Here is a 23470-nt window from a genome sequence, read left to right on the forward strand (position 1 = left end):
AGTCAGGAAGTTTTTGACTTCCTTTTTTCTCCTTGCAGGGTGCTGTTAAAAGTTCTTAAATCATGGTAAACTTAAGAAAAGTGCTTTACGAGAGGAGTTTTCTGATGCAACCTGACTTTCCAAAACGTTTCCTTAACTGCCAAGAACAACTGCAAAAGCGTCAGTTGGATGGTTTTTTGGTGACTAACTTAACCAACTGTTACTACCTAACAGGCTTTTTTGGAACAGCGGCTACCGTCTTGCTTACGGCTAAACGTCGGGTTTTTATCACCGATGCCCGTTACACTTTGTTGGCTAAAGCCAGTATTTCGGGCTTTGATATTATCGAAAGCCGCACACCGCTAAAGACTGTGGCAGAGATCTTACAAGCAGATCAGGTGACTTGCCTTGGTTTTGAAGATCAGGTGTCATTTGCTTTTTACCAAGCCATGCAGGCTACTTTTACGGGTGTGACCTTGCTTGCCCAGTCGGGTTTTGTAGAAGAGCTGCGCCTGATTAAGGATGACTATGAGATTGCTCAGATTGGGCAGGCCTGTGCTATTTCGGACAAGGCTTTCTTAGATGTGCTTGACTTTATCAAGCCCAATCAGACAACTGAACTCCAAGTGGCTAATTTTTTAGATTTTCGGATGCGCGACTACGGAGCAAGTGGCCTGTCCTTTGAAACCATTGTGGCCTCTGGTTATCGCTCTGCTATGCCCCACGGCCGGGCCACACACAAGGTTATTGCCTCAGGTGAGACGGTGACTCTGGATTTTGGTTGCTATTATAATCACTATGTGAGTGATATGACGCGAACGATCCACATTGGTCAGGTAACGGACCAAGAAAGAGAGCTTTATCAACAGGTTTTAAAGGCCAATCAAAGCCTGATTGAGCAGGCACAAGCAGGGATGACATATGGGGCATTTGATGCGGCTGCGCGTGATGTCATTGTACAAGCTGGTTATGGGGACCAATTTACCCACGGAATTGGCCATGGGATTGGTTTAGACATTCATGAAGATCCCTTTTTTAATCACCACGCCAAAAAGCTGCAGGCCGGCATGGTCGTCACTGATGAACCCGGCATTTATCTAGATGGGGCCTATGGTGTGCGCATCGAAGATGACCTGGTCATCACAAAAGAAGGTTGTCAGGTCTTGACGCTAGCTCCAAAAGAATTGATTGTATTGTAGAGGAAGATTCGATGAATAGATTGTCTTGGGAAGACTATTTTATGGCCAATGCGGAGCTGATTTCCAAACGCTCGACCTGTGATCGGGCCTTTGTGGGAGCGGTTTTGGTCAAAGACAAGCGGATTATTGCAACGGGCTATAATGGAGGCGTTTCTGATACAGATAACTGTAATGAGGCTGGGCATTATATGGAGGATGGTCACTGTATTCGTACCGTCCATGCCGAAATGAACGCCCTCATCCAATGCGCTAAAGAAGGCATTTCAACAGCTGGCACCGAGCTCTATGTCACGCACTTTCCTTGTATTAATTGCACGAAAGCCTTATTGCAGGCTGGCATAACAAAAATCACCTATAAAACAGCCTACCGCCTCCATCCCTTTGCCATTGAACTCTTGGAGGCAAAGGGTGTGCCTTACTGCCAGCATGATGTGCCAGCGCTTGCGTTAGGTGAGGCCACTGATGCTTCTAGGTGATGCTGGCTCACAAGGCTAAGTTCCCTTCTAGGGCCCGGCAGTGAGTAAACTCCTAACCTAGCATCAGTTTGCGCCTAGGCTAGTAGCTCTTGGTGTAAGCTCAGCGATTTTTACAGGCCAAAGGAGCCCTTGCATTTACCACTCAACTAGGCTCCTGATGCGAATAAGAAGTGACAGAACCAAATTATTTTGATAAAATGAGATGATAAATATTTTAATAAGAGGTACTACTAATGATTGAAGCAAGTAAGCTTAAAGCTGGGATGACTTTTGAAACAGCTGATGGAAAACTAATCCGTGTGCTAGAAGCAAGTCACCATAAACCAGGGAAAGGGAACACGATCATGCGGATGAAATTACGAGATGTCCGTACAGGTTCAACTTTCGACACAAGCTACCGTCCTGAAGAAAAATTTGAGCAAGCAATTATTGAAACTGTTCCTGCTCAATACTTATACAAGATGGATGACACAGCTTACTTTATGAACACCGAAACATACGATCAATATGAAATTCCGGTAGCCAATGTTGAGCAAGAATTGCTTTATATCTTAGAAAACTCAGATGTGAAAATTCAATTCTATGGTAGTGAAATGATTGGTGTCACTGTGCCAACGACTGTTGAATTAACAGTCACCGAAACGCAACCCTCTATCAAGGGTGCTACCGTAACGGGTTCTGGTAAACCAGCAACACTTGAGACAGGTCTTGTGGTCAACGTTCCAGATTTCATTGAAGTTGGTCAAAAACTCGTCATTAATACAGCAGAAGGTTCTTACGTTTCTCGTGCTTAATGCGCTTTGTGGGCCTGCTAAGTGTTCTGTATAAGAAAGGAAATGCTATGGTAAGTGAAAATATTGGAGAAATTGTTATCTCTCCACGTGTTCTTGAAGTCATTACTGGGATTGCAACGACACAAGTAGAAGGGGTACATTCGCTTCATAATAAAAAAATGGGAGATAGCTTCAATAAGGCTAGCCTTGGCAAGGGTGTCTACCTCCATACAGAGGAAGATGCTACAGTAACAGCTGATATCCATGTTTTTCTTCAATATGGCATCAACGTTCCGGCTGTTTCCATGGCTATCCAAAAGGCAGTCAAATCAGCTGTTTATGATATGGCTGAGGTCAAGATTGCCGCAGTAAATATTCATGTCGAAGGGATCGTTCCAGAAAAAACCCCAAAACCAGATATGAAGTCATTATTTGATGAGGATTTTTTGGATGACTAGTAGTTTTCAGGACTCAAGACGCGACTTAAGAGAACGTGCCTTTCAAGCTTTGTTTACCATGGAACTAGGCGGAGAATTTAACGCATCCACGCAGTTTGCTTACGCCTATGACAAAGCTGTGACTGACGAAGAACCTGCTTGGAATGTTCCTATTTTCTTGTTAAACCTTGTAAATGGTGTTAAAAGTCACCAAAGCGAATTGGACGAAAAAATTAGTGCCCATCTCAAAGAGGGCTGGAGTATTGAACGGTTGACCCTGTCTGATAAAACCATGCTTCGCTTGGGTTTGTTTGAAATTCTCTACTTTGAGGAAACACCTGATCGTGTGGCCCTCAATGAGATTATCGAGATTGCCAAGAAATATTCAGACGAGACTTCTGCCAAATTTATCAATGGCCTATTGAGCCAATTTGTTTCAGAAAAAGAGTCGGATAAAGAAAAGACCGCTAGCCCAGTGCAACCGGTTGAGTAAAGCGGCTGACGCCTAACAGTCTCATCGAACCTACCGGCTGATAGCCCGTTTGAAGATGGCAGACCAGCCACCTTGGACAGAAATGTTGGCGCATTGTCACCCACTACAGTTGACAATGGGTCTTAAAAAGCCTCTAGAAAAATGAATTTCTAGAGGCTTTGTCTTCAATCTGAAATAGCGTCATACGCTATTTTTTTATTAAGCCAGTGACGGTGAAATACAGTGAAGGAAAGACTCGACCATCAGGACTGTTAAAAGCCTGTGTAGCATAGTTCTCAAAGCCAAAATCTAAATTTTGCATGCCGTGTGAGCCACTCAGTCGACCAGTGTTGGGTTCAAACTCCTCAAAGATGATATAAGTGTTGGGATAGATATTATCATAAGCCAAAGTGGTCTTGGCAAGACCTTGGGGGCAAAAGATTAAAACGGGTTTCTGGTCAATAAAGATCAGGTTAGGGCATTCAATCATGTAGGGACTGCCATCGCTACCAAAATCTAAATCCGCGACATACTCCCACTTGAGGGCATTGTTGTGCACAGCTCGGTAGAGTTTGATAATGCCTTCTTGTTGTAAAGTTTGCCCACCAATAATGGCATAATAGTGATCGTTATAGGAAAAGGTCTGTGGATCGCGAAAGTGATCGGTTGTAGACTTGGGTTGTTCAATAAGCACGGAATCAAGCTTGGTCAGCTGGCCCTCTTTATCTAGCCAAGCCCCGACCTGCTTGGGATGTCTAATCCAATCCTCGTCGCGAACATTGCCTGTGTAAAAAAGAAAGAGGTGCTCGTCAATGACCTGTGCCGAACCAGAATAGGCTCCCTCGTGGTCATTAGCATGATCTGGTTGCACCCGAATGCCTGTTTCTTTAAAAGTAACCAAGTCATCAGAGACCAAGTGCACCCATTGCTTGAGACCATGCGCAGCGCCAAAGGGCCAATTTTGATAGAAAAGATGGTATTGCTGGTTAAAATAAGAAAAGCCATTGGGATCGTTTAAGAGTCCGCTACTTGCTTTAACATGGTAATGACAGTGCCAGGGCGATTGCTGCCGCTGGCTTAGATGACGTGGTTATGGTTGTTGTGACCAATACCTCTGCCTATCAGGCAGTTACAGTTGAAGCCTCTTCTCAGGTAACTACTGGTCAAAGCCTGCTTTCTTTAGTCTGAATTGGCTTTAGGAGTAAAACAAGAACAAATGCTGCCGCTACTGACTGCTTGAGCAGGTGGTTGCTAATGCTTTAGCGCCAGCTAGGATGTTTTCTTTCTTACTTGCTCTGCTATTTTACGTGTCATTATCCAAAAATATACTAAATAAGTAGTGAGTGATCTCTCCTGTCGGTGATTTTCTCGCTACTTATTTAGTATATTTTAGCTGTTTTTTTGGTTTATTTCATGCTAATATAGTGGCAAATAAATGATAAAAAGAAGTTTTTAATTAAGAAAAAATAATCAAGCTATCATTTTTCTCTTGTCTTATAAATAAAGACCTGCTATACTAGAAACAAGTCTGAATAGACGCTTACAGATGTGGCGTGTCAGACGAAAAGCCATATTTTGGTATTAAGAGTAAGGAGATTGCCAATGAATAAACAGTTGTTCGTTAAAAAAATACTGGGTGTTTGTATGACAAGCTTGGTGGGGACTGTCCTCACGACTCAACATCCTTCGCTTATATCTGTAGAGGCGCAGGATAAACCCGTTCATACAGGAACCAAGGATGGTGCTAGTTTGGTCCAAGAGATTCGCCAAGGAAAACGTGGACCCCTCTATGCTGGTTACTATAGAACATGGCATGATAAAGCCTCAACCGGCACGGATGGCAAAACCCATCATCTAGAAAATACAATGGCTGAAGTCCCCCAAGAAGTGGACATCCTTTTTGTTTTTCATGACCATACCGCGCCAGATAGCCCTTTTTGGTCTGAGTTGAAGGATAAGTATGTTCCGACCTTGCACCAAAGAAAGACAGTTGTCGTTCAGACAATTGGTGTCAATGAGCTAAATGGCCGCGCCGGTTTATCAAAGTCCTATCCGGATTCTCCACAAGGGCATCAAGACTTGGCCAAAGCCCTTGTTCAAAAGTATGTGACTGAACGTGGTGTGGATGGCTTAGATATTGACGTTGAGCATGATCCTAAGCAAAGAACGGCCCAAGAAGACGAACGTGCCATCAAGGTCTTTAAAGAAATGGCAAAGTTGATTGGTAAAAATGGCCGTGATCAGTCTAAACTGCTCATCATGGATACCACATTAAGTGTTGATCATAATCCCATATTTAAGGGAGTAGCAGCAGATCTTGATTACCTGCTTCGGCAATATTATGGCTCACAAGGTGGCAAGGAAACTAAGGCCATTGACGCGGATTGGAAGCAATACCAAAATTATATCCAGGCGAGTCAATTCATGATTGGTTTTTCCTTCTTTGAAGAGTCAGCCGCAAAGGGCAATTTATGGTTTGATGTCAATGAATACGATCCAAACAACCCTGAAAAAGGAAAAGATATTGAAGGAACACGTGCTAAGACCTATGCAAAGTGGCAACCAAAGACTGGCGGGCTAAAGGCCGGGATTTTCTCCTATGCCATTGATCGTGACGGTGTAGCACATCTGCCTTCAAACTATAGATATAGGACTGGGGCCAACCATTTGAAGCATTCTGTAGATACGGTTTCCCATACTGACTATACTGTTTCTAAAAAACTAAAAGCGCTAATGACGAAAGAGAGGTCCTACGATCAGATTGATGCGACTGATTTTCCTGATGACGCTTTGCGAGCTGCCATTCGTGCCCAGGTAGGAAATAAGCGCGGCGATCTTGAACGCTTTAGTGGCACCTTGCGGTTAGAAGATCCAGCCATTAAGAACCTTAAAGGCTTAAATAAGCTAACCAGGGTGTCTAAGTTAGAATTGGTGAATCTACCACGCATTACTCGGTTACATCCTGCGGTCTTGCCAGCTAATATGAAAGCGACTCAGGAGGCTATAACCCCTGTGGCAGCTAGCACCGCCACCAATAGCCCTGAACAAGCGCAGCTGATTCCCCAAGCATCCTTAGTTATTTCTGGCCTAAGCAGGCTCAAGGTCTTAAACCTTGCTGGGCTCTCGCTAGCAAGCTTAGAGGGCATTCAGGCAGAGACATTAGGGGCATTAAAAAAGATAGACATCTCAGGTAATAAACTTGATCTGGCAGCAGGGGTTAGGAATCGCGCAATCCTAGATAGGATGCTAGCAACCATTAAGGCCAACAGTAAGTCTGGCTCTAACCAAGTGCCAGCTGGGGCTGCGAAGTTTGACAGGCAAAGGCCACAGGGTTTTTATCCTGATCAGCACAAAACCAAGGACCTTCAAGTGGCTTTAAATAGTGGGACGATTGACTTGCAGTCCAAGCTGCTAGGTGAAACCATGACTAACCAAGGTACGGTTATTGACTCTGAGAGTGCCTATCAGACTTACCAGCAAGAGCAGATTGCTGGACGAACTTTTATTGATCCTAATTATAAATATGAAGACTTTAAGGTTTCCTATGACAACTATACAGTGACAGTGAGTGATTCCACGTTAGCTACTAGTCCTATGAAAACCTTAGTCACCAACAAAGAAGAAACGTATCAGGTTGCCTTCTTTGCACCAGGTAATCAAAGTGTTCCAGTCCACACGGCACAAGTCATGGTCGGTAATGGAAAAGACACCCTGGTTAACTTGGCAGCAGGAGCAAAGATTATCGGAGGCAGTGCCAATTCAGCCAATGCGGCCAAGGTATTTGATGGCGCCATTGAACGCAACTTGCTCGCGACGCAAAGTCAGGCTTCCATTATCTTTGAGCTAACAAATCCTGGTTTTGTCAAGTCCTTTCGTTTCTTCAATGATCGGACCACTAGTAGGGAAGATTATATCAAGGAAGTGAAACTGGAGGTTTTTACGAAAAAATTATCTGATTATTCAGACATTAACCGGGATCTGGAGCAATCTGGTAACTGGAAGACAGTCGCAACCTACACAGGAGAAGCTGATGACTTTAGCAAAGCGCTAGACAATCTCGAAAATCCTTCGCCAAGATATTGGCGCGTGACTGTTGATACCAAGGGTGGTGCTTATAGTTGGCCATCATTGCCTGAACTGCAAATCCTTGGGCATCGCAATTAAAGCCAAGGAAATGTGAGAGGAGTAAAGAGAGCAACAATTGGATGTTGAAAGTAAGCGTAGGACTCGCCTCGGCGCTGCCTGTTCTGATGAAAAAGCCAGTGCTCTATCTAAAAAAGGCGTGCAAAGAGCTAACTTAAAAAATCATCAATAACCTTGAGCTCTTTACGGCTATTATTGATAATAGGCAAAAAGCTGTGGCCGGATGTTCGCAGCTTTTTGCAGTGTATTGCTAATTAAAGGAGGCTTAGTTTTTTTGTACTAGTGCTACTGCTAACGTGTACATGTTAAGTGCAGATCTTTTGGGGTTCAAACTGTTAAGCCGGGCCAGAAAGTGTTATAATAAACAAAACAATGAACAAATGAACATATGAAATGAGGACGTAAATGGCAGAACCACTTTTTCTAAATTCCTGTATGCATGAAAAAATTTGGGGTGGGACCAAGCTTCGTGATGTCTTTAATTACCCAATCCCTAGTGAGCATACCGGCGAATACTGGGCAATCTCGGCCCATCCCAATGGGGTGTCCACCGTTAGCAATGGTCTTTATCAAGGAGAAGCTCTGGATCAGCTTTACGCTGAGCATCCAGAGTTATTTGGCAATCCTAAATCCAAGGTTTTTCCCTTGCTAACGAAAATTTTAGATGCTAATGACTGGCTCAGTGTTCAGGTCCATCCTGACGATGCTTATGCTCTTAAACACGAAGGGGAGTTGGGTAAAACAGAATGCTGGTACATCATTGCTGCTGAAGACGGCGCAGAAATTATCTATGGTCATAATGCCCAATCTAAAGAAGAGCTCAGACAGCTCATTCAAGCTCAGCGTTGGGATGATTTGCTAACACGCATTCCGGTTCAAGCGGGTGATTTTTTCTATGTGCCAAGTGGGACCATGCACGCTATTGGCAAAGGCATTTTGATTTTAGAGACACAACAATCTAGTGACACCACCTACCGTGTCTATGATTTTGACCGTAAGGATGCAACCGGAAAATACAGGGATTTGCATATTGAGCAATCTATTGACGTTTTGACCATCGGCAAGCCAGAAAATAGTGTTCCAGCTACCCTAGTGCTTGATCATATGGTGACGACCACTCTGGTGGCCAACCCATTTTTCACCGTCTATAAATGGTTGATTAGCCAAACTACCGAAATGGCGCAATCTGCTCCTTATTTGTTAGTTAGTGTCTTAAATGGCCAAGGCCGATTGTTTGTAGATGAAACAGCTTACACACTTGAAAAAGGCATGCACTTCATCTTGCCAAATACTGTCAAGAAATGGACATTTGAAGGTCAATTAGAGATGATTGTCAGCCACCCTAATCACGAAACTTAAGACCACCATTTAGGAGAAAAGGGCCAATTATCTGCTCTTTTTCTCTTTTTTGTTGATGAACCCTTTCTTGAACTAGGGCCGTATTTGTGATAAAATGAAGCGATAAGATGCTCGAAAGGAACCAGAATGGCAAATATTCTACGCAAAGTCATTGAAAATGATAAAGGCGAAATTAGAAAACTCGAAAAGATTGCAAAAAAAGTTGAAGCTTATGCAGATCATATGGAAGCTTTAACAGACCAAGAATTACAAGCAAAAACACCAGAATTTAAAAGTCGTTATCAGCACGGAGAAACCCTAGACCAATTATTACCAGAAGCTTTTGCAGTGGTACGTGAAGCCTCCCGTCGGGTGCTGGGATTGTATCCTTACCGCGTCCAAATTATGGGGGAATTGTTCTCCATAATGGTGATGTTCCTGAAATGCGAACCGGGGAAGGAAAGACCTTAACCGCCACGATGCCGGTTTACCTCAATGCTATTGCAGGCGAAGGGGTGCACGTTATCACGGTCAATGAATACCTCTCAACTCGTGATGCTACAGAAATGGGTGAAGTCTACAGCTGGTTAGGCTTGTCTGTTGGGATTAACCTAGCAGCTAAGTCTCCAGCTGAAAAACGTGAAGCATACAATTGTGATATTACCTATTCAACCAACTCTGAGGTCGGTTTTGACTATCTTCGTGACAACATGGTTGTTCGCCAAGAGGACATGGTGCAACGCCCTCTCAATTTTGCTTTGGTTGATGAGGTGGATTCTGTCTTGATTGATGAAGCCAGGACCCCTTTGATTGTTTCAGGAGCAGTCAGCTCAGAAACCAACCAACTATACATTCGAGCAGACATGTTTGTCAAAACCTTGGAAGAGGGCGACTATGTCATTGATGTTCCAACCAAAACTATCGGTCTAAGTGATTCTGGGATTGATAAAGCCGAAAGTTATTTTAGCTTAAGCAATCTCTATGATATTGAAAATGTTGCCCTCACACACTTTATTGACAATGCACTTCGTGCCAACTACATCATGCTCTTAGATATTGATTATGTGGTTAGTGACGAAGGCGAAATCCTAATTGTTGATCAATTTACCGGTCGGACTATGGAAGGTCGGCGTTTTTCGGATGGCTTACACCAAGCTATTGAAGCCAAAGAAGGCGTCCGCATCCAAGAAGAATCAAAGACCAGCGCTTCTATTACCTACCAAAACATGTTCCGCATGTATAAGAAATTAGCCGGAATGACCGGGACGGCTAAAACCGAAGAAGAGGAATTCCGTGAAGTTTACAATATGCGGATTATCCCTATCCCAACCAACCGGCCTATTGCCCGTTTAGATCATACTGATCTGCTATACCCAACCCTACAATCCAAGTTTAATGCCGTTATTGCGGATGTCAAAAGACGCCATGAAAAAGGTCAGCCTGTCCTAGTTGGTACCGTTGCGGTTGAAACCAGCGACTACATTTCCCAACAACTGGTTCGTGCCGGTGTGCCTCACGAAGTGCTTAATGCCAAAAACCACTTCAAAGAAGCCCAAATCATTATGAACGCTGGTCAACGCGGTGCTGTTACGATCGCGACCAACATGGCTGGTCGAGGAACCGATATTAAGTTGGGCGAAGGGGTCCGTGAATTAGGTGGCCTGTGTGTCATCGGTACGGAACGCCATGAGAGCCGCCGGATTGATAATCAGCTGCGTGGCCGTTCAGGACGTCAAGGGGACCCAGGCGAATCGCAATTCTATCTTTCCTTAGAAGACGATTTGATGCGCCGCTTTGGTTCGGACCGGATTAAGAACTTTCTTGAGCGCATGAAACTTGATGAAGAAGACACCGTGATTAAATCTGGCATGTTTACGCGCCAAGTCGAATCAGCCCAAAAACGGGTCGAAGGCAATAACTATGACACCCGTAAACAGGTCTTGCAATATGATGATGTGATGCGTGAGCAACGCGAAATCATTTATGCCAATCGGCGGGATGTCATTACAGCTAATCGTGATCTAGGTCCAGAAATTAAAGCTATGATTGGCCGAACTATTGACCGGGCTGTTGATGCCCACGCCCGTAGCAATCGTAAGGACGCGCTTGAAGCCATCGTGACATTTGCTCGGACAACAATTGTCCCTGAAGAAACCATCGCTGTTAAAGATTTGCGAAATTTAAAAGACGAGCAAATCAAAGACTATCTCTATGATCGTGCTTTACGCATCTATGAGTCCCAAGTTGCCAAGTTACACGACCAAGATGCCATTTTAGAATTCCAAAAAGTCCTAATCTTGATGATTGTGGACAATAAGTGGACAGAACATATTGATGCGCTTGATCAATTGCGCAATTCTGTCGGCTTGCGTGGCTATGCGCAAAACAACCCTGTGGTTGAGTATCAATCAGAAGGATTTAAGATGTTCCAGGATATGATTGGCGCCATCGAATTTGACGTCACCCGAACCATGATGAAAGCGCAAATTCATGAGCAAGAACGCGAACGCGCTAGCCAGCATGCTACGACCACCGCAACCCGCAACATACAAGCCCAAAATGCTTCTAGGGCGAATGGCTCCCTTGATTTTTCTGGTGTCAAGCGTAATGACCTGTGCCCATGTGGCTCAGGAAAGAAATTTAAAAACTGCCACGGCAGACAAGTTTTTTAAACCAGAAAGCGAGCTAGACTAGAGGATAAGGGAAGCTGAGGATTGTCTCAGCTTTTCCCCTTTTAGGAAAAGAAATTAGAAAGACAAAGACAGACGCGAAAAAAGATGATTATAGGACATGGAATCGATCTTCAAGAAATCAGTGCCATTGAAGCAGCCGTCACCAGACATCCTCGCTTTGTTGACAAGGTCTTGACAGAGGCAGAGCTTAGCTACTACCAACGTTTGAGTGCCAAACGCCAGCTAACTTTCTTGGCTGGCCGCTGGGCAGCTAAGGAAGCATTTTCTAAGGCACTAGGAACCGGGATCGGAAAGAGTGTTGGTTTTTTAGATATTGATATTTTAATGACTGATAAGGGCTCGCCCATCATTACCCGCTCCCCTTTTTCTGGCAAGAGTTTTGTCAGCATTTCACATAGCGGCAATTATGTCCAAGCAAGTGTTATTTTGGAGGATAATTAAGCATGTATGCAAGCACACACCGTCCAACGGTTGCTAAGATTGACTTAGCAGCGATTCGATCCAATATCAAAGCCGTTCAAGCCCATATACCAACAGCGACAAAGACTTATGCGGTGGTTAAGGCCAATGCCTACGGTCACGGCGCTGTTGCCGTTGCTAAAGCAATTGCCCCGCTGGTTGATGGCTTTTGTGTGTCTAATCTAGACGAAGGGTTAGAATTGCGTAAGGCCGGGCTTGAACAAGACATTTTAGTGCTAGGAGTGGTCTTGCCTGAGGCAATCCCCCTTGCCCTAGCTCATCAGATTACCCTAACCATTGCTAGTAAGGAATGGCTTGAGCTGGCTCAGCACGAAAATGCGCTTATAGAGGGCCTGCGTGTCCATGTTAAAGTGGATTCAGGGATGGGCCGGATTGGTGTGCGAAGCTTGGCTGAAGCAGATGACCTCATCGCGAGTCTACAAGCTTACGGTGCGCAAGTGGAAGGTATCTTTACTCATTTTGCCACTGCAGATGAAGCTGATACGCACCAGTTTGAAGAACAGTTAGCCTTTTTTACTGACTTGGTGAGTCATTTGCAGCGCAAACCAGCCTTAGTTCATGCGAGCAACTCAGCCACCAGCCTGTGGCATAGTGAGACGATCTTTAATGCGATTCGCTTAGGAATTGGGATGTATGGCTTGAATCCCAGCGGTCATGCCTTGCCTTTACCTTATCACTTAAAACCAGCACTTAGTCTCGAGACCCAGCTGGTTCATGTTAAGCAAATTCCAGCTGGTGCTAAGGTAGGCTATGGAGCGACCTATACTGCCAAAGCGCCAGAATATGTTGGAACGCTACCTATTGGCTATGCTGATGGCTGGACACGGGATTTACAAGGCTTTTATGTCTTGCTTGATGGGCAGGCCTGTGAAATCATCGGGCGCATTTCCATGGATCAGACCACTATCAGATTACCCAAAGCCTATCCTTTAGGCAGTCGCGTTGTCTTGATTGGTGAGAGTGGTGTAAGGTCTATTTCTACCACCGATGTGGCTGACAAAAAAGAGACGATTAATTATGAAGTGCTTTGCCTGTTGAGCGATCGCGTTCCCAGATGCTATGCAGATTAGTAAAGACTATGGGCTGAACTTCTTAAGGCTTGGTGAAGTCAGCTCTTTTGCCTTTTGCCCGTCTTTTCTTTACGTGAAGTTGCTTAAGAATTTTCTACTAGTGATTAATCGACCAGATTTTATGGAGGTGGCGCAACCGGCTCATTGCTTTAGTTGCATTTTCGTGTGCCCCTCTTTTTCTTATAGAAAGGAATCAGCTTGATGCGCTTACAATCACCCATCGCAGAGCTCAAGGGTATTGGACCTAAGTCAGCTCAAAAATTTCAGCAATTAGGGTTAACGACGGTGGAAGACCTTTTGCTCTACTTTCCTTTTCGCTATGAGGATTTTCAAAATAAGTCGATTTTTGATTTGCAAGATGGGGAAAAAGCGGTCATTACAGGGACAGTTGTGACCCCACCAAATGTCCAATACTATGGTTTTAAGCGCAACCGACTAACCTTTAAACTCAAACAAGGTGAGCTCGTCATTGCGGTTAGCTTTTTTAACCAGCCTTATTTACAAGACAAGGTAGCACTCAATCAAGACATTGCGGTCTTTGGCAAGTGGGACCAACGAAAAACAGCCTTGACTGGCTTAAAACTCCTGCTTGCCGTAGAAGAAGAGTTGCAACCTGTTTACCATGTCATCCAAGGAGTTAGCCAGCAGGCTTTGATCAAGGCCATTAAAGCTGCTTTTGCAACGGATGCCCTGAGTCAGCTGACAGAAAATCTACCAGCTGTTTTGCTGCAACGCTACCGTTTGCTCCCCCGACAGGCAGCTATTAGCGCCATGCATTTTCCTAAAGATCTACAGGACTATCAGCAGGCGCTACGGCGAATTAAATTTGAAGAACTCTTTTATTTTCAAATGAGACTACAGCTTTTAAAAGCATCACAAAAGGACCAGAGTAATGGGCTGCAGCTCTCTTATGACCCGATCGCCCTGCAGGACAAGCTTGCTGCTCTGCCATTTACCCTAACCCCCGCCCAGCAAAACAGCCTGGCGGAAATTCTGGCTGATTTGAGCTCGGCAGCTCATATGAATCGCCTGTTACAAGGTGATGTCGGATCAGGCAAGACAGTCATTGCTAGCTTAGCCATGTACGCTGCCTATACGGCTGGTTTTCAATCAGCCTTGATGGTGCCAACTGAGATTCTGGCTGAGCAGCACTATGAAAGCCTGCATCAGCTCTTTCCTGAGCTATCAATCGCTATAGTGACGTCTGGCATGAAAGCTGGAGAAAAGCGGGCAGCCCAGGCAGCCATCAGCTCTGGCGAGGTGGCGATGATTGTTGGTACGCATGCTTTAATCCAAGAAGGCCTTACCTACCGCCGCTTGGGTCTAGTGATCACAGACGAGCAGCACCGTTTTGGGGTGAAGCAACGCCGTATTTTCCGTGAAAAAGGGGAAAATCCCGATGTTTTGATGATGACGGCCACCCCCATCCCACGGACCCTAGCCATCACCGCCTATGGAGAAATGGACGTCTCAGTGATTGACCAGCTCCCCGCCGGACGTAAGCCCATCATCACGCGCTGGGTCAAGCACCAACAGCTAGAGACAGTGTTAGACTGGGTGGCTGGGAAAATCACCACAGGAGCGCAGGTCTATGTCATCTCACCTTTGATTGAAGAATCCGAAGCTTTGGATTTGAAGAATGCCGTGGCTTTAGAAGCAGAATTAAAGGACTACTTCCAAGATCGGGCACGTATTGCCCTGATGCATGGAAAAATGAAAAATGATGAAAAAGACCACATCATGCAAGCCTTCAAAAATCATGAAATTGATGTCTTGGTCTCTACAACCGTCATTGAAGTCGGAGTCAATGTGCCTAATGCCACCATCATTATCATTATGGATGCCGATCGCTTTGGCCTCAGTCAGCTGCATCAGCTACGCGGCCGTGTCGGACGAGGGGAAAAACAATCCTATGCCGTCTTAGTTGCCAACCCCAAAACCGAGTCGGGTAAAGAACGGATGACACTGATGACCCAAACTACCGATGGCTTTGCTTTAGCCCAAGCTGATCTGAAGATGCGCGGGTCAGGGGAGATTTTTGGCACCAAACAATCGGGCTTACCAGAGTTTAAAAGTGCCGATATTGTTGAGGACTATCCCATCCTAGAAGAAGCTAGACGAGTTGCCAGTCAGATTGTCGCAGATCCTAATTGGCAAAAAGACCCTCAGTGGCAAAGCCTTGTAAAGGAATTGACTACAGAGCATGTCTTGGATTAAAAACCAAGAAGCAAATTTGGAAGTAAGCCCTCTAAAACATGATATACTTAAGGCCAAACTATAAGATGCCTAAGGAGAAGAGAGTGAAAATGCAAGAAATCGGCCGGACCGGCCTTAAAGGATCAGCTATTGTTTTGGGGTGCATGCGGATGAATGCCTTAGAGGTACAAGAGGCGCAACAAACGCTTGCTACCGCCTGGGACCTGGGGATTAACATGTTTGACCATGCTGATATTTATGGTGATGGGGAATCTGAGCGTCGCTTCCAGCAGGCTTATAAGGCTCTAGGCTTGCCGCGGGATCAGATGATTGTGCAATCAAAATGCGGTATCCGTCAAGGCTACTTTGATTTTTCCAAAGACTACCTAATAGCTTCGGTTGATGGTATTTTGCAACGCTTAAAGACGGATTATCTTGATGTCTTACTTCTCCACCGGCCTGATATTTTGATCCAACCAGAAGAGGTTGCAGAAGCTTTTGATCGGCTAAAAGAAAGTGGCAAAGTTCGCCACTTTGGTGTCAGCAATCAAAACCCAATGCAGATGCAGTTGTTGGAGCATTACCTGACCAACCCCTTGGCTGTTAATCAAATGCAACTGTCACCAGCTCATACGCCTATGTTTGATGCCGCCCTAAATGTTAATATGCGTAACCAGGCAGCTGTTGATCGTGACAATGGCGTAATTGATTATTGTCGCTATAAGCAGATAACCATCCAGGCCTGGTCACCGTTTCAGATTGATTTACAAAAGGGTCTCTTTATGGGCAACCCTGATTATGATGAGTTAAATGCTACCATCCATGATTTAGCAAAAAACTATGGGGTTAGTGATGAGGCAATTGTAACAGCCTGGCTGCTTCGCCATCCAGCAAACATGCAAGTTATTGTTGGCTCAATGAATCCAGAGCGGTTACACAGGATTGCTCAAGCTAGTGAGGTGCGCTTAAGCCGACAAGAATGGTATAAAATCTACACTAGCGCTGGCAACCAGTTACCCTAGAAAACCATAGAGGTTGTGAGCAGTCTTTGCTTGCGAGCCTTTACAGATACGCTCTCTAACCTTTGCATTTATGACGGAAATGCCAGTCGTAAGTCTAAATAAGCCAAAAAGCTAGGCAGTCTCACGCTTCCTAGCTTTTTGGCTTCATATTAATAAACGCTTATAGGGGAAATCAAAGTCAAGTTCACAAGAAAAGTAATCAGCTTTTCTTGTGTGTATGCTTAATGGTAAATCCTTTGTGTTATAGAAATGGGCAAGCCCTCTACTGAGCAAACTCTGGCTTAGCCCTCGATGTATGCTTTGAGCGCATCACCACTGAGCCCAGCGTTGAGAGCGATGAGCAGTTTTAAGCGTGCCTTTTGGGCATTTAGTTCTTTGACAAACATGACCCCGGCTTTTTGCAGGTTAACCCCACCACCTAGATAGTCATAGACGGGCTCAGCGATGCCATTAAAACAACGTGAAACCAGCACAACTGGCACACCTGAGTGCATTAATTTTTCCAGTTCAGCCACCGCTGTTGGAGGAATATTGCCAGCTCCTAAGGCTTCAATGACGAGACCTTGAATGCTATCTGCCGATAAAAAACTCAAAATACTCCCATCACCCATACCGGCATAAGCCTTGATAATGGGCACCGTACCGCTGATAGCCTGTAGATCAAAGCGTACGCGCGGCTCAGCATTGGTAAAAAACAGTAAATCCTGTTTCATGATAATGCCAAGTGGGCCATGGGTTGGGGTTTGAAAGGTTGAAATGTTAGTCGTATGGGTTTTGGTGACATATTTGGCGGCATGAATCTCGTCATTCATCACCACTAAGACGCCCTTGCCTTTGGCTTTTTCGTGGCAAGCAACGCGGATAGCCGTTAGGTAATTGTGGATGCCGTCGCTACCGATCTCGTTAGCACTGCGCATTGCCCCAGTCATGACGATGGGAATGTCTGGCAGGGCCATTGTGTCTAGAAAATAGGCTGTCTCTTCTAAGGTATCTGTCCCATGGGTAATCACCACCCCGTCATGTTGGGGTCCCAGTGCTTTGATTTTGTGGTATAAAGCCAACATGTGCTTTGGTGTGATATGAGGGCTAGGAAGATTAAGGAAATCAATCACATTGAGTTGAATATCATCTAGCTCTAAGCCGACTTGACTCATGGGATTGATCTGGCTGGGAGTGATATAGCCGCCCGGCTCAGCTTGCATGGAAATTGTTCCTCCCGTATGAAGGACCAGAATTTTCGTCATCTACTACATACTCCAAATGTTTTGTGTTATAATCTATTTTATCATAATAGAAGAGAGTAAAAAAGGTTTTGACAATTAAAGCAGTCTTTTTTGATATTGACGGAACACTCTTAAATGATCGCAAAAACGTCCAAAAAACAACACAACAAGCCATTCAAAGTTTAAAAAAGCAAGGGATCATGGTTGGCTTAGCCACTAGTCGTGGACCGGCTTTTGTGCAACCTTTTTTAGAGAATCTTGGTTTGGATTTTGCGGTCACTTATAATGGTCAATATATCCTAACGCGAGATAAAATCCTCTATCAAAATCAGTTGCCCAAGTCGTTGATTTATAAAATTATCCGCTATGCTAGTGATGTCAAAAAGGAGGTTTCTTTAGGAACCGCATCAGGCTTGTCTGGCTCACGGATCATTGATATGGGGACCAGCCCTTTTGGACAGCTTATTTCAAGCATTGTGCCTAAAAAAATGGTGCGTACGGTTGAAAGTAGTTTTAAACATTTAATCCGGCGCATTAAACCCCAAAGTTTCAACAACTTAGTAACCATCATGCGTAAGCCCATTTACCAGATTGTCATGGTTGCTTCTGCTGAGGAGACCAAGGAGATTACTGAAAAATTCCCCCATATTAAAATCACCCGCAGTAGCCCTTATTCGATTGATATGATTTCGGTTGGCCAATCAAAAGTCAAAGGGATTGAGCGGTTGGGACAGATGTTTGGTTTTGACTTATCTGAGGTGATGGCTTTTGGCGACTCTGATAATGACCTTGAGATGTTATCAGGGGTCGGCGTTGGAGTAGCCATGGGCAATTCGGATGTGGCAGTCAAAGAAGGGGCTCATTTTATTACCGCCTCTAATAATAATGACGGTATTTCCCAAGCCCTGGCCCACTATGGCCTCATTCATCTGGATGTTGAAAAGAGCTTTAAGAGCCGTGATGAGAATTTTAATAAGGTCAAGGACTTTCACCGCGTTATGGATGGCGATACCGTCGAAACACCAAGAGGCTACACTCTAGCAGCTGCAGGTCATCGTGCAGGCTTTAAGGTTGAAGAGATTGTCGAGTTTTTATTTGCAGCTAGCCAAGGTGACAAAAACACCTTTACCCAAGCGTTGATGGATCTACACTCGGCCATTGATCAAGCAGCCATCAAGGTCCAATCGACTGAGCATGCCGAATCACCAATGGTTGGCCAGGTGGATGCCTTGGTCGATCTCTTGTATTTTACCTATGGTTCTTTTGTTTTGATGGGGGTCGATCCTCAGCCTATTTTTGAAACGGTGCATGAAGCCAATATGGGAAAATTATTTCCAGATGGCAAGGCTCACTATAATCCTGTGACCCATAAAATCCTTAAGCCAGATTACTGGCAAGAACGGTATGCCCCAGAAGCAGCCATCAAAAAAGAATTGGACAAGCAACTGCAAAAATCCTTGCAGCGGGTCAAAAAATAAACAATCTGCCTCAAAATGAAAAAGAAGGATAAGACTTGGCTTTTAGCCAGGTCAGCTTCTTTGCCTGAGGCAGATTGTTTATTGGTTTGTTTATAATGATTTTTCACTATCACGGACGATCAAAAGATCACATGAGGCGTGGCGTAAGACATATTCAGAAGAAGACCCAATGAGCAGGCGTTCAAAAGTATTTAATCCCGTTGCTCCAAGCATAATCAGGTCAACCTTTTCGCGTTCAGGAATGTCGCGTGCTAAGAGACTTTTTGGATTACCAAATTCGATGATTTGGGTGATACGTGTTAGCCCGGCTTGCTTTGCTTGGCGTTCTAGTTCTGACAAAACATCCTTTGCTTCTTGTTCAAGCTTATCATAAATATAGGTGTCAAAGGTTGCAACACTTTGTAGTGCGCGTGTATCAATGACATGAACGAGAAAGAGTTCACCCTGGTTGCGAAGGGCAACGTTGACACCTTTGTGAAAGGCAAGTTCTGATTCGTAAGAACCGTCAACAGCTACCATGATACGTTCATAATTTTGAGACATGTGCTAATCTCCTTTGTTCGTTTTCTACTAATAGTATACTCTAAATTGGAAGATATTGAAACCGTTTTATTGTTTTTTCTGAATGGCAGCCGGGCTATCTTTTTCTGGGGAAATAATTAAAACTACTTTTTATTTTAATTTTTTTCCGATATAATAGAACTTACGAGGTAACTGATCATGAAGCAATTTAACAAATCATCTAAATTAGAACATGTCGCTTATGATATTCGAGGACCGGTTCTAGATGAAGCGCAGCGCATGATGGCAAATGGTGAAAAAATTCTCCGTTTAAATACCGGCAATCCTGCGGCCTTTGGTTTTCAAGCACCAGATGAGGTGATCCGTGATTTGATTGTCAATGCCCGCTCAAGTGAGGGGTATTCAGACAGTAAAGGAATTTTTTCGGCCCGCAAGGCGATTATGCAGTATTGTCAATTAAAGGGTTTTCCACCGGTTGATATTGATGATGTCTATTTGGGAAATGGGGTTTCAGAATTGATTTCCATGTCCTTACAGGCCTTATTAGATGATGGCGATGAGGTGCTAGTTCCCATGCCAGATTACCCTTTGTGGACTGCCTGTGTGAGCTTAGGTGGTGGCCATGCTGTGCATTACCTATGTGATGAAGCAGCCAATTGGTACCCAGATATTGCAGACATTAAGGCCAAGATTACAGATCGTACCAAGGCTATTGTCGTCATCAATCCCAATAATCCAACAGGGGCACTCTATCCCAAAGAAATACTAGAAGCCATCGTAGAGTTAGCGCGTGAGCACGATTTAATTCTTTTTGCTGATGAAATTTATGACCGCCTCGTGATGGATGACGGACACCATATTGCCCTAGCCAGCCTAGCACCGGATGTCTTTTGTGTGTCTATGAATGGCCTGTCAAAATCCCACCGCATTGCTGGTTTTCGAGTGGGCTGGATGGTCCTATCTGGCCCTAAGCATCATGTCACGGGCTACATTGAAGGACTCAATATGCTAGCCAATATGCGGCTGTGCTCCAATGTTTTGGCCCAACAAGTGGTTCAAACCTCCCTAGGAGGCTACCAATCAGTCGATGAGTTGCTCTTGCCGGGCGGCCGCATCTATGAGCAACGCAATTTTATCTATGAGGCCATTAATGCCATACCTGGTTTGTCAGCTGTTAAGCCGCAGGCTGGTTTGTATATTTTTCCTAAGATTGACCGAACAATCTATCGGATTGACGATGATGAACAGTTTGTATTAGATCTCTTAAAACAAGAAAAGGTCATGCTAGTACATGGCAGAGGCTTTAACTGGAAAGATCCCGATCATTTCCGCATAGTTTATTTACCAACTGTAGAAGAACTAGCTGATGTGCAAGAAAAACTCACCCGGGTGCTAGCCAATTATAAACGCTGATTGTCAGTCATCTAATCTTATTTATGATTTCTCATCTAGGCTGTTTGCCTAGATGTTTTTGTGTCAAAATAGCAAAAAACTGGCATTTTTCCCTTGATCTAAAGGATAGTCAATTTTCTGATAATTCCTTGCTAAATCAGATGGCCTTTGTTATAATGATAACGCAAAATATTACAATAGGAATTAGAAATAGGTGAAACATGCCCAATTTACTAGAAAAAACACGTCAAATCACTTCTATTCTACAACGTTCGGTTGATAGTCTAGAAGCTGATTTACCCTACAACACGATGGCTTCGCGTTTAGCTGATATTATTGATTGCAATGCCTGTATTATTAATGGCGGTGGTAATTTACTTGGCTATGCGATGAAGTATAAAACCAACAATGACCGTGTTGAAGAATTTTTCGCAGCAAAGCAATTTCCAGATACCTATGTCAAAGCTGCTAGTCGTGTTTATGATACGGAAGCAAATTTAGCAGTAGATAACGAATTAAGCATTTTCCCTGTTGAGTCTAAGGATGATTATCCAGATGGTTTAACGACCATCGCTCCTATTTATGGCGGCGGGATGCGCCTTGGCTCATTGATCATTTGGCGCAATGATAATGAATTTAACGATGATGATTTAATCTTGGTTGAAATTTCAAGTACAGTAGTTGGGATCCAATTGCTCAATCTGCAAACTGAAAATCTTGAGGAAACGATTCGTAAGCAGACTGCTGTTAACATGGCCATTAATACCTTGTCTTACTCTGAGATGAAGGCTGTGGCAGCCATCCTTGGTGAACTTGATGGCAATGAAGGACGCTTGACAGCTTCTGTCATAGCAGATCGCATTGGCATCACGCGTTCAGTCATTGTAAATGCCCTGCGCAAGCTAGAAAGTGCTGGAATTATTGAAAGTCGTTCTCTAGGAATGAAGGGAACTTACTTGAAAGTTATCAATGAAGGTATTTTTGAAAAGTTAAAGGAATTTTAACATGACTAAGGCACTCATTTCGATTGATTATACAAATGATTTTGTAGCAACTAATGGTAAGTTGACGGCTGGTCAACCGGCTCAAGCCATTGCCCAAAACATGGCTGCGGCGACTCAGCAAGCGTTTGCACAGGGCGACTTTATCTTCTTTGCAATTGATAATCATGAAGTGGGTGATCATTTCCATCCAGAAAGCAAGCTCTTCCCCGAGCATAATCTCAGTGGTACCAGCGGTCGTAAGCTCTACGGGCCGCTGGCTCAGGTTTACCAGACGATTGCTGCTGATAGCCGAGTATTCTGGCTAGATAAGCGTTATTATTCAGCTTTTGCAGGAACAGATCTAGACATACGTTTGCGTGAGCGAAAGGTTGACACTGTTACTTTGACCGGCGTCATGACCGATATTTGTGTCTTACATACGGCTATTGACGCCTACAACCTAGGCTACCAGATTGAAGTAGTGGCTGATGCGACAGCCAGCTTGACCCCTGAAGGGCATGCTTTTGCACTAAATCATTTGGAAAATGTCTTAGGTGCAAAGCTGATTTAAAAAATAAATAAGGTCTTGGTCTCTAGCTCACCGATAGATGACTGGCACTTACCTAATCAAAAAACGAATGCCTTTGCTTAAGAGAAATCTCCTGCGTCTGGCATTCGTTTTTTCGTTGGGCAACAAGCGTGGCATCGTAGCTTTTTTAGTGACCATATGCCCCTGGAGTTACTTTGTTCTTGGGCCTTGTCACGACCTTTTTACTCTCGTTTATTTTTTGTATTTGCTCGCCCTGCTAGCTGGTGCGGTAGGCAGGCCCCCGCAGTACCAGCCAGGCTATTTTAAAAAAATATTTATGATATACTGTTTATCCTTGATTTTTTCAAAATAGCTTATATAATATATCATATAAGATAAATAGTATAGCATATATGAAGGGAATGGTTATTATTCAGTTAACAAAGCGGCAAGAAGAGATTATCACAATTGTCAAGAATCAAGAGCCCATTACTGGGGAGCTCATTGCAGAAAGCCTTCAGGTTACGCGTGCCGCCTTGCGCTCGGACTTGGTTGTCTTAACAATGCTAGGCATCTTGGACGCTAAGCCCAAGGTGGGCTATTTCTATATCGGTCAGTCGCAGGCCTTAAAGGCAGCGAATCCTTTTCAAGAAACACGAGTGTCTGATGTCATGGGCGTGCCCTTGACGGTTCATCAAGACATTTCCGTCTATGATGTCATTGTGCATATTTTTATGGAAGATGCAGGCTGCGCCTTCATTGTAGATGAACAGGACTACTTATGTGGCGTTGTGTCTCGCAAGGACCTGTTAAAAACTAGCATTGGTAGCAATGATTTGACCAAAGTTCCAGTGGGCATGATTATGACCAGAATGCCCAATATTGCCACTGTTGAAGCAGGTGCTTCCCTCTTTACGGCTGCTGAGCGATTGGTTACCAGGCAGGTGGATAGCTTGCCTGTAGTGCAACAAGACAAAAGCCAGGCTGGGAAGTTTAAAGTGGTCGGCAAACTATCTAAAACCATCCTCTCTAAGTTATTTCTTGAAATACGTGAATAGATGGAGG

The 23470-nt window shown here is 44.3% G+C and carries 18 protein-coding genes and 2 pseudogenes; 17 read left to right on the forward strand and 3 right to left on the reverse strand.

Annotation, left to right across the window (positions count from 1 at the left end):
* Positions 1–104 precede the first annotated feature (104 nt).
* From K5J94_RS03635 to nusB, 5 genes are all read left to right on the forward strand, one after another.
* Positions 105–1178, forward strand: a complete 1074-nt coding sequence (locus K5J94_RS03635) for a M24 family metallopeptidase (RefSeq protein ID WP_159564873.1) — start codon at positions 105–107, stop codon at positions 1176–1178.
* Positions 1179–1189: 11 nt separating this feature from the next.
* Complete coding sequence (locus tag K5J94_RS03640) at positions 1190–1654, forward strand: deoxycytidylate deaminase (RefSeq protein WP_159547695.1); 465 nt, start codon at positions 1190–1192, stop codon at positions 1652–1654.
* Positions 1655–1887: 233 nt separating this feature from the next.
* Positions 1888–2448: an elongation factor P gene (gene efp, locus K5J94_RS03645; protein WP_159545440.1), complete on the forward strand. Its 561-nt coding sequence runs from the start codon at positions 1888–1890 to the stop codon at positions 2446–2448.
* 47 nt (positions 2449–2495) lie between these two features.
* Positions 2496–2885 (forward strand): Asp23/Gls24 family envelope stress response protein, encoded by a 390-nt coding sequence (locus K5J94_RS03650; protein WP_159545442.1) that lies wholly within the window; start codon positions 2496–2498, stop codon positions 2883–2885.
* Positions 2878–3357 (forward strand): transcription antitermination factor NusB, encoded by a 480-nt coding sequence (nusB, locus tag K5J94_RS03655; RefSeq protein WP_159564875.1) that lies wholly within the window; start codon positions 2878–2880, stop codon positions 3355–3357. The genes K5J94_RS03650 and nusB overlap by 8 nt, the downstream gene beginning before the upstream one ends.
* A gap of 232 nt (positions 3358–3589) precedes the next feature.
* Here nusB and K5J94_RS03660 read toward each other — a convergent pair.
* Positions 3590–4402 (reverse strand): annotated as a pseudogene (locus K5J94_RS03660) (sucrose-6-phosphate hydrolase); the annotation flags it as partial.
* Between the two features lie 536 nt (positions 4403–4938).
* Here K5J94_RS03660 and K5J94_RS03665 point away from each other — a divergent pair.
* The 7 genes and pseudogenes from K5J94_RS03665 (at position 4939) to K5J94_RS03695 (ending at position 16278) form a co-directional block, all read left to right on the forward strand.
* On the forward strand, positions 4939–7500 hold the full coding sequence (locus K5J94_RS03665) for an EndoS/ChiA family endoglycosidase (protein ID WP_221913553.1): 2562 nt from the start codon (positions 4939–4941) through the stop codon (positions 7498–7500).
* A 384-nt stretch (positions 7501–7884) separates the two neighbouring features.
* Positions 7885–8838, forward strand: a complete 954-nt coding sequence (manA, locus tag K5J94_RS03670) for a mannose-6-phosphate isomerase, class I (RefSeq protein ID WP_221913555.1) — start codon at positions 7885–7887, stop codon at positions 8836–8838.
* Positions 8839–8964: 126 nt separating this feature from the next.
* Positions 8965–11489 (forward strand): annotated as a pseudogene (gene secA / locus K5J94_RS03675) (preprotein translocase subunit SecA).
* Between the two features lie 105 nt (positions 11490–11594).
* Complete coding sequence (acpS, locus tag K5J94_RS03680) at positions 11595–11951, forward strand: holo-ACP synthase (RefSeq protein WP_159547703.1); 357 nt, start codon at positions 11595–11597, stop codon at positions 11949–11951.
* Between the two features lie 2 nt (positions 11952–11953).
* Positions 11954–13060 (forward strand): alanine racemase, encoded by a 1107-nt coding sequence (gene alr, locus K5J94_RS03685; RefSeq protein ID WP_221913556.1) that lies wholly within the window; start codon positions 11954–11956, stop codon positions 13058–13060.
* 201 nt (positions 13061–13261) lie between these two features.
* Entirely contained in the window at positions 13262–15277 is a 2016-nt protein-coding gene (recG, locus tag K5J94_RS03690) for an ATP-dependent DNA helicase RecG (protein ID WP_221913558.1), read from the forward strand.
* Between the two features lie 89 nt (positions 15278–15366).
* Positions 15367–16278, forward strand: a complete 912-nt coding sequence (locus tag K5J94_RS03695; RefSeq protein WP_201447698.1) for an aldo/keto reductase — start codon at positions 15367–15369, stop codon at positions 16276–16278.
* Positions 16279–16559: 281 nt separating this feature from the next.
* On the opposite strand, the gene K5J94_RS03700 is transcribed toward K5J94_RS03695, so the two are convergent.
* Positions 16560–17522: an asparaginase gene (locus tag K5J94_RS03700; protein WP_159560283.1), complete on the reverse strand. Its 963-nt coding sequence runs from the start codon at positions 17520–17522 to the stop codon at positions 16560–16562.
* Positions 17523–17590: 68 nt separating this feature from the next.
* Between K5J94_RS03700 and K5J94_RS03705 the strand changes: the two genes are divergently transcribed.
* Entirely contained in the window at positions 17591–18979 is a 1389-nt protein-coding gene (locus tag K5J94_RS03705) for a Cof-type HAD-IIB family hydrolase (RefSeq protein ID WP_221913561.1), read from the forward strand.
* Positions 18980–19069: 90 nt separating this feature from the next.
* Here K5J94_RS03705 and K5J94_RS03710 read toward each other — a convergent pair whose 3' ends face one another.
* The gene (locus K5J94_RS03710; RefSeq protein ID WP_159543167.1) at positions 19070–19522 is read right to left on the reverse strand and encodes a universal stress protein; all 453 of its coding nucleotides are present in this window, start codon (positions 19520–19522) and stop codon (positions 19070–19072) included.
* 177 nt (positions 19523–19699) lie between these two features.
* Between K5J94_RS03710 and K5J94_RS03715 the strand changes: the two genes are divergently transcribed.
* The 4 genes from K5J94_RS03715 (at position 19700) to K5J94_RS03730 (ending at position 23463) form a co-directional block, all read left to right on the forward strand.
* Positions 19700–20914, forward strand: a complete 1215-nt coding sequence (locus tag K5J94_RS03715) for a pyridoxal phosphate-dependent aminotransferase (protein WP_159543165.1) — start codon at positions 19700–19702, stop codon at positions 20912–20914.
* Between the two features lie 200 nt (positions 20915–21114).
* Positions 21115–21897, forward strand: a complete 783-nt coding sequence (gene codY, locus K5J94_RS03720; protein ID WP_159560285.1) for a GTP-sensing pleiotropic transcriptional regulator CodY — start codon at positions 21115–21117, stop codon at positions 21895–21897.
* Between the two features lies 1 nt (position 21898).
* Positions 21899–22447, forward strand: a complete 549-nt coding sequence (locus tag K5J94_RS03725) for a cysteine hydrolase family protein (protein ID WP_159547709.1) — start codon at positions 21899–21901, stop codon at positions 22445–22447.
* 380 nt (positions 22448–22827) lie between these two features.
* Entirely contained in the window at positions 22828–23463 is a 636-nt protein-coding gene (locus K5J94_RS03730) for a helix-turn-helix transcriptional regulator (RefSeq protein ID WP_201447694.1), read from the forward strand.
* Positions 23464–23470 lie beyond the last annotated feature (7 nt).

Source organism: Streptococcus halichoeri (assembly GCF_019774635.1).
GTDB lineage: Bacteria > Bacillota > Bacilli > Lactobacillales > Streptococcaceae > Streptococcus > Streptococcus halichoeri.

Coding starts and splice junctions, on each gene's coding strand:
- K5J94_RS03635 (WP_159564873.1), top strand. CDS start 105: ATGCAACCTGACTTTCCAAAACGTTTCCTTAACTGCCAAGAACAACTG.
- K5J94_RS03640 (WP_159547695.1), top strand. CDS start 1,190: ATGAATAGATTGTCTTGGGAAGACTATTTTATGGCCAATGCGGAGCTG.
- efp (WP_159545440.1), top strand. CDS start 1,888: ATGATTGAAGCAAGTAAGCTTAAAGCTGGGATGACTTTTGAAACAGCT.
- K5J94_RS03650 (WP_159545442.1), top strand. CDS start 2,496: ATGGTAAGTGAAAATATTGGAGAAATTGTTATCTCTCCACGTGTTCTT.
- nusB (WP_159564875.1), top strand. CDS start 2,878: ATGACTAGTAGTTTTCAGGACTCAAGACGCGACTTAAGAGAACGTGCC.
- K5J94_RS03665 (WP_221913553.1), top strand. CDS start 4,939: ATGAATAAACAGTTGTTCGTTAAAAAAATACTGGGTGTTTGTATGACA.
- manA (WP_221913555.1), top strand. CDS start 7,885: ATGGCAGAACCACTTTTTCTAAATTCCTGTATGCATGAAAAAATTTGG.
- acpS (WP_159547703.1), top strand. CDS start 11,595: ATGATTATAGGACATGGAATCGATCTTCAAGAAATCAGTGCCATTGAA.
- alr (WP_221913556.1), top strand. CDS start 11,954: ATGTATGCAAGCACACACCGTCCAACGGTTGCTAAGATTGACTTAGCA.
- recG (WP_221913558.1), top strand. CDS start 13,262: ATGCGCTTACAATCACCCATCGCAGAGCTCAAGGGTATTGGACCTAAG.
- K5J94_RS03695 (WP_201447698.1), top strand. CDS start 15,367: ATGCAAGAAATCGGCCGGACCGGCCTTAAAGGATCAGCTATTGTTTTG.
- K5J94_RS03700 (WP_159560283.1), bottom strand. CDS start 17,522: ATGACGAAAATTCTGGTCCTTCATACGGGAGGAACAATTTCCATGCAA.
- K5J94_RS03710 (WP_159543167.1), bottom strand. CDS start 19,522: ATGTCTCAAAATTATGAACGTATCATGGTAGCTGTTGACGGTTCTTAC.
- K5J94_RS03715 (WP_159543165.1), top strand. CDS start 19,700: ATGAAGCAATTTAACAAATCATCTAAATTAGAACATGTCGCTTATGAT.
- codY (WP_159560285.1), top strand. CDS start 21,115: ATGCCCAATTTACTAGAAAAAACACGTCAAATCACTTCTATTCTACAA.
- K5J94_RS03725 (WP_159547709.1), top strand. CDS start 21,899: ATGACTAAGGCACTCATTTCGATTGATTATACAAATGATTTTGTAGCA.
- K5J94_RS03730 (WP_201447694.1), top strand. CDS start 22,828: ATGGTTATTATTCAGTTAACAAAGCGGCAAGAAGAGATTATCACAATT.